General features: G+C 64.0%; 6 protein-coding genes. 4 read left to right on the top strand and 2 right to left on the bottom strand.

Going from position 1 to position 6,011, the window contains the following annotated elements; translation table 11 throughout:
- Positions 1–26: 26 nt before the first annotated feature.
- Together K728_RS0100165 and K728_RS17980 are read right to left on the bottom strand one after the other, a co-directional pair.
- A complete protein-coding gene (locus tag K728_RS0100165) occupies positions 27–1,520 on the bottom strand; it encodes a catalase (RefSeq protein WP_019481777.1) in 1,494 nt (497 codons plus the stop codon).
- Between the two features lie 55 nt (positions 1,521–1,575).
- Positions 1,576–2,025: a Fur family transcriptional regulator gene (locus tag K728_RS17980; RefSeq protein WP_019481776.1), complete on the bottom strand. Its 450-nt coding sequence runs from the start codon at positions 2,023–2,025 to the stop codon at positions 1,576–1,578.
- A 105-nt stretch (positions 2,026–2,130) separates the two neighbouring features.
- On the opposite strand from K728_RS17980, the gene K728_RS0100155 reads away from it, so the two are divergent.
- From K728_RS0100155 to htpX, 4 genes are all read left to right on the top strand, one after another.
- On the top strand, positions 2,131–2,889 hold the full coding sequence (locus tag K728_RS0100155) for an alpha/beta fold hydrolase (RefSeq protein ID WP_162148006.1): 759 nt from the start codon (positions 2,131–2,133) through the stop codon (positions 2,887–2,889).
- Positions 2,876–3,583 carry an esterase/lipase family protein gene (locus tag K728_RS0100150; RefSeq protein WP_024475452.1) on the top strand — a complete coding sequence of 236 codons (708 nt, stop codon included), beginning with the start codon at positions 2,876–2,878 and terminating at the stop codon, positions 3,581–3,583. The genes K728_RS0100155 and K728_RS0100150 overlap by 14 nt, the downstream gene beginning before the upstream one ends.
- Before the next feature lie 161 nt (positions 3,584–3,744).
- A complete protein-coding gene (locus K728_RS0100145) occupies positions 3,745–5,025 on the top strand; it encodes an MFS transporter (RefSeq protein ID WP_019481773.1) in 1,281 nt (426 codons plus the stop codon).
- 110 nt (positions 5,026–5,135) lie between these two features.
- Positions 5,136–6,011: zinc metalloprotease HtpX (gene htpX / locus K728_RS0100140; RefSeq protein ID WP_024475451.1), on the top strand; the 876-nt coding region annotated here is incomplete at its 3' end.

Here is a 6,011-nt window from a genome sequence, read left to right as displayed (position 1 = left end):
TTCAAACCCATTAGTGGGTGAGTCGGTTAGACCTTGTTGGCTGCTTCGGCCTGGGTGCTGCCACCGGAGGCGTCGGCGCCAAGTGCCGCACGAAGCTTGGCACCGAGTTCGACGTCGACGTTGGTCCAGTACTGGATGGCCCGTTCCCGGATGGCGTCGATGGTGACGCCGCCGACGGCACCGGTGATGGTCTCGAGGAAGCGAGCCCGCTCACCGTCGTCGAACACCTCGCGGTACAGGGTGCCGGCCTGGCCGAAGTCGTCGTCTTCAGCGTGGAGGGAATGCGCGGCGCGCACCAGATCGCCGTCGTTCTCCCAGCCGCCGTGTGGACCGTACTGCGCCGGGTCAGCCGCGGGGCCGCCCACCGAGTTCGGGGCGTAGACCGGGGTGGAGGGCGAGTTGAAGTCGTAGCGCGCCGCTCCGTCCTTCGAGTAGTTGCGGACCTCGTTCTTCGGCGCATTCACGGGCAGCTGTGCGTGGTTGGTGCCCACGCGGTAGCGGTGTGCGTCAGCGTAGGAGAAGATCCGTGCCTGCAGCATGCGGTCGGGGCTGGCTGCGATACCGGGGACGAAGTTCGACGGCGCGAAAGCGGCCTGCTCGATCTGCGCGAAGTAGTTCTCCGGGTTGCGGTTCAGGGTGAGCTTGCCGACGGGGATCAGCGGGTAGTCGCCCTGCGGCCAGACCTTGGTGAGGTCGAACGGGTTGAAGCGGTAGTCCTTGGCGTCGTCGTACGGCATGATCTGGACCTTGAGGTCCCAGCTGGGGAAGTTGCCAGCGGCGATGTTCTCCGACAGGTCGCGCAGGTGGTGATCGGCGTCCGAGCCGGCAAGCGCCTCGGCCTGGTCTCCGGTCAGCACCTCGTGGCCCTGGTTGGACTTGAAGTGGTACTTGACCCAGGACTTCACGCCCGCTTCGTTGATCCACATGAAGGTGTGCGATCCGTAGCCATTCATGGTGCGCCAGGAGTTGGGCAGACCGCGATCGCCCATCAGCCAGGTCACCTGGTGTGCTGACTCGGGGCTGAGGGTCCAGAAGTCCCACTGCATGTCGGCGTCGCGCAGGTTGGTGCCCGGCAGGCGCTTCTGTGAGTGGATGAAGTCCGGGAACTTGATGCCGTCGCGGATGAAGAAGACGGGGGTGTTGTTGCCGACCAGGTCGTAGTTACCCTCGTCGGTGTAGAACTTCAGGGCGAACCCGCGGGGGTCACGCCAGGTGTCGGGTGAGCCCTGCTCGCCGGCAACCGAGGAGAACCGCAGGAGCGTCTCGGTGACAGCACCTGGCTGGAACAGTGACGCCTTGGTGTACTCGCTGACGTCCGAGGTGACCTCGAAGGTACCGAACGCGCCGCCACCCTTGGCGTGGACCACGCGCTCGGGGACACGCTCGCGGTTGAACTGTGCCAGCTTCTCGATCAGGTAGTGATCGGTCAGCGGAATGGCACCGTCGCGGCCGAGGCTGGACGAGTTGGCGTCATCAATGACTGGTGCTCCGGATTGGGTGGTGCTGAAGTTCGAAGACATAAGGCTCCTTTGTTGGTGCGGTTAGTGACTTTGGGGTGGTCTGTGAGGGGAGGAACTAGCGACAATCGGCGCAAAGGCCCTGGTAGACGACGTCGGCAATCTGGATCGTCATCGGGCTGGCGCCTTCCGGCCACTGCGGGGTCAGGCAGGGCGCGTGGCCGACGGCGCAATCGACGTCCTCGATGCGGCCGCAGCCGGTGCAGACGGCATGATGATGGTTATCGTCCACGCGGGTCTCGTACCGGGCGGGAGAGTGGGGCGTTTCGATCCGGCGCAACAATCCCAATGCGGTCAGATCGGCCAACACCACGTACACGGATTGCACGGTGATGTCGGGTAAATCGACGCGGACGCTGGCGGCAATGTCCTCGGTGGTGGCATGGGGGGACAGGTCGACGGCGGCCAGCACCGCGAGGCGCTGGCGGGTCACCCGGCGCCCGTTGGCACGCAGGGCGGTAGCCCACTGCGCCTCAGCGACTTCCGGTTGTGTTGCCATCTCGGTCATGACCTCAGTCAACCATTTATTCTGAGAAACTCATAATAGGCGCGCCGGTGGCGTTGGGGCGGCCGGGCGTTGGGTACCGTTAGTAGATCACTGAGAGGGATGTTCATGAGCCGATCCATCTGGGAGCACTCCCAAACCGTCGTAGTGGACGGGGTTTCCTGTTCGGTCAGGACCGTCGGAACTGGCAGCCGCGAGGTGGTCCTGATTCATGGGATCGGGGTCTCCACCCGCTATTTCGAGCCGCTTGCCGAACGCCTTGCCCGGACCTGCACCGTGCACGCCATTGAGCTGCCCGGGTTCGGGGCGATGCCCGCGCCGCGCCGCCGACTCACGGTTAAGGAGTTTGGCGGTATTGCCGCTGCTGTGATGCGGATCCTCGGAGTGCGCGACGCCGTCGTCGTCGGACACTCAATGGGCTCCCAGGTTGCTGCGGAAGCGGTGCGTGCTGCCCCCGAGTTGGTGGGCCGGCTGGTGCTGCTCGCGCCCACCATCAACGATCGGGAGCGGACCGCTGCCACGCAGATGATGCGTCTGGCGCAAGACACCCTGAGGGAGTCGCCGGTGGCTAACTACATTGTGATTTCCGACTATTTCCGGGCCGGGATGAGGTGGTATCTGAAGACTCTGCCTTCCATGCTGGAACACCGGCTGGAGGACGCGCTGCCGGAAATTGCCTGTCCGGTCACTCTGGTGCGGGGAAGCCGCGACCCGATTGTGCCCGCCGACTGGCTTAGTCGACTGGCGGCCACCGGTCAGGACGTGACAACCGGGGAAATCCAGGGGGAGCCCCATGTGATGATGTATCGCTCACCCGAACCCACCGCCCGATTCTGCCTTGGCGAAACATCACGTGTTGCTCGCTAAACGAGCCTGGTCGTGGGTGCTGGACTACGTCTACGTAGGGTATTGGCAGGTGCACGGGTTCCTCTTCCGGGAGGATCCAGCCAAATACCTGACCCCCGACCGAGGTGCCGACCGTGAGGCCGGTCCGCCGGTGCTTCTCATTCCCGGCATCTACGAGACCTGGCAGTTCATGCGCCCGGTCGCAGCTCATCTTGCGTCGGCTGGCCACCCGGTCCATGTGGTCCAGCAGCTCGGGTACAACCGGGGCACCGTCCAGTCCATGGGAAGGTACGTTGCTGAATATCTGGCGGCCCACGACCTGACCGATGTTGTGCTCGTGGCCCACAGCAAGGGCGGGCTTATTGGAAAATACGTGATGACGCAGCCCGACAGCGGAGACCGCGTGCGGCAACTGATCGCCATCAACTCGCCGTTCTCGGGTTCCATCTACGCGAATTTCTTCATCCTGCCGAGCATCAGGGCGTTCTCACCGGGGAACAAGTTCCTCCGCACCCAGCTGGCCAATATTGAGTCAAACGCCCGGATCACCTCCATCTACAGCAGCTTCGACCCCCACATTCCGCGGGGCAGCCAGCTGCCAGGAGCCGAGAATATTCAGCTGCCGACCATGGGGCACTTCAGGATCATCGGCGACAAGCGGCTGCTCGGCGTCGTCGACCAGTCGATCGCCGTCCACGGCTCCAATGCGGGCTGAGCGGCAGATAGCTCGTTCGACCTAAGCGCTCCGGTCCTTGCCGGTTTGGGGCGCGGCTGCCGGTATCGGCCGCGATGGAAACGCAGTGGTTGCTCAGCCGGGTTCCATGCTCCGGGATCGTTGGTTGCTGGAGGAAACCACTTCGCCGTTACACTTCATAAGTGCCCAGACTCCTCGCCGATATCACCCCTCTGAAAGAGAGCCCTGCGTTCCGCAGACTGTTCTTCGGGATGGCGCTGTCAGCGGTCGGCACCCAGCTGACCCTCGTCGCTGTGAGCCTGCAGGTATACAGCCTGACCGAGTCCAGCCTGAGCGTTGGCCTGCTGGGGTTGTTCGCCCTGGTTCCGCTGGTGGTTGCCGGACTTTACGGCGGTGCGATTGCTGATGCGCATGACCGGCGCAAAGTGGCTCTGGTCTCCGGATTCTTCCTGTGGGGCAGCACCATGGCGATCGCCGCGCAAGCCTGGGCGGGCATCGAAAACGTGTGGCTGCTCTACGCCCTGGTGGCAGTCCACTCGGGCGCCGCAGGAATCAACCAACCCACCCGGACCGCAATCATTCCGCGACTCGTCCGTCCCGAACTGCTGCCGGCCGCCAACGCGCTCAGCATGATCACCTTCGGATTGGCGATGACCGTGGGTCCACTGTTCGCCGGGTTACTGGTTGCTCAGGTGGGATACGGCTGGACCTACACGGTCGACGTCGTCACCTTCACCGCAGCGCTGTGGGCACTGTTCAAGCTGCCCCCGATGCCCCCGGAAGGCAAGGTCCGGAAAGCTGGCCTCGCCACGGTGCTTGAGGGATTCAGATATCTGGGTACGCGGCCCAATATCCGGATGACGTTCCTGATTGACCTCGCAGCCATGGTGATGGCCCAGCCGCGGGCGCTGCTGCCAGCGATCGGGGCGGTACTCATTGGCGGCGGCGAGCTGACAGTCGGGATCCTGTTGGCCTCTGTTGCCGTCGGGGCTGTCCTTGCGGGGTTGTTCTCAGGGCCGTTGGGCCATATTCACCGGCAAGGTCTGGCCGTGATGTGGTCGGTGATTGGGTGGGGAGCCTCGGTGAGTGCCTTCGGGCTGGTGGTGGTGATGGCGGGCAACTCCCAGGCCGCCGCGCCCGACACCCTGTCCCCGTGGATCATCCCGGCGGCGATCTGCCTGGTCTTCGCCGGGATCTCCGATTCCATCAGCGGCGTTTTCCGCAGCACCATCCTGCAGTCGGCTACCCCCGATGCGATGAGGGGCCGCCTGCAGGGAGTGTTCATCGTCGTCGTGGCCGGTGGCCCGCGGTTGGGTGACATGGTGGCAGGCGGAAACGCCGAGTGGCTGGGCGAGGGCTGGACTGCAGTTTGTGGCGGGTTGCTCTGCATTGTGTTGGTCATCATTTTGATGAAGCGCCAACCACGCTTTGCGCAGTACGATTCACGTAACCCCGAACCGTAGCCGCGGGCCAGAACATCAGGGTCCGTGAATAGGGCCGGATGTGGAACAGTCCAGTTATTCGGTGCGTTGTACGGGATGAACGACCGATACTCAAGGAGTTGGCAGTTTCAGTGCATAATCATTTCAATGGCGCCAAGACGGTAATGCTGTTTGGCGCCCTTATGGGTATCTTCCTGGTCTTTGGTGCTGTTATCGCCGGCGCCACGGGCAGTTCAGCGTTCATCTGGATCTTTGCGCTGATCGGCGTGGGTTCGGTGGCGTACAGCTACTGGAACAGCGACAAGCTCGCCATTCGGGCGATGAAGGCCGTGCCGGTGACCGAGCAGCAGGCTCCGGCCATGTACCGCATTGTGCGCGAGCTCAGCACCAAGGCCAACAAGCCGATGCCGCGCCTGTACGTTTCGCCCACCATGGCGCCCAATGCCTTCGCTACCGGCCGCAATCCCGAGAACTCGGCGGTCTGCTGCACGCAGGGCATCCTGAATCTGCTGAATGAGCGCGAACTGCGCGGCGTGCTGGGACACGAGCTGATGCACGTGTACAACCGGGACATCCTGCTCAGCTCGATGGCAGCCGCGGTGGCCGGTGTGATCACCTCGGTGGCGCAGATGTTCGCGTTCACCGGCATGATGGGCGGCACCCGGAACTCCGGCGGGAACCCCATCGCTGCGATCCTCCTCGCGATCCTGGCGCCCTTCGCCGCCGTGCTGGTGCGCTCAGCCATCGGCCGGACCCGCGAATACGACGCCGATGAGGATGGCGCCAAGCTCACCGGCGACCCGCTCGCCTTGGCTTCGGCGCTGCGGAAGCTGGAGCGCGGCACGCAGCAGGCACCCCTGCCGCAGAGCCAGCAGCTCGTCAACACCTCGCACCTGATGATCGCCAACCCTTTCAAGGGCGGTGGCGTGCAGAAGATGTTCGCCAGTCACCCGCCAATGGACGATCGCGTCCAGCGACTTGAGCGGATGGCCGGCCAGACGCTGCGG

It is taken from the genome of Arthrobacter sp. CAL618, from assembly GCF_000468215.1.
In the GTDB taxonomy this organism is placed as follows: domain Bacteria; phylum Actinomycetota; class Actinomycetes; order Actinomycetales; family Micrococcaceae; genus Arthrobacter_D.
The sequence above is the reverse complement of the archived record's forward strand: the minus strand, read 5'-3'. Positions and strand labels throughout refer to the sequence as shown.

Bases quoted from the DNA above. Each gene is read 5' to 3' on its own strand.
- K728_RS0100155 (WP_162148006.1), top strand. From the start codon at position 2,131: ATGAGCCGATCCATCTGGGAGCACTCCCAAACCGTCGTAGTGGACGGG.
- K728_RS17980 (WP_019481776.1), bottom strand. From the start codon at position 2,025: ATGACCGAGATGGCAACACAACCGGAAGTCGCTGAGGCGCAGTGGGCT.
- K728_RS0100165 (WP_019481777.1), bottom strand. From the start codon at position 1,520: ATGTCTTCGAACTTCAGCACCACCCAATCCGGAGCACCAGTCATTGAT.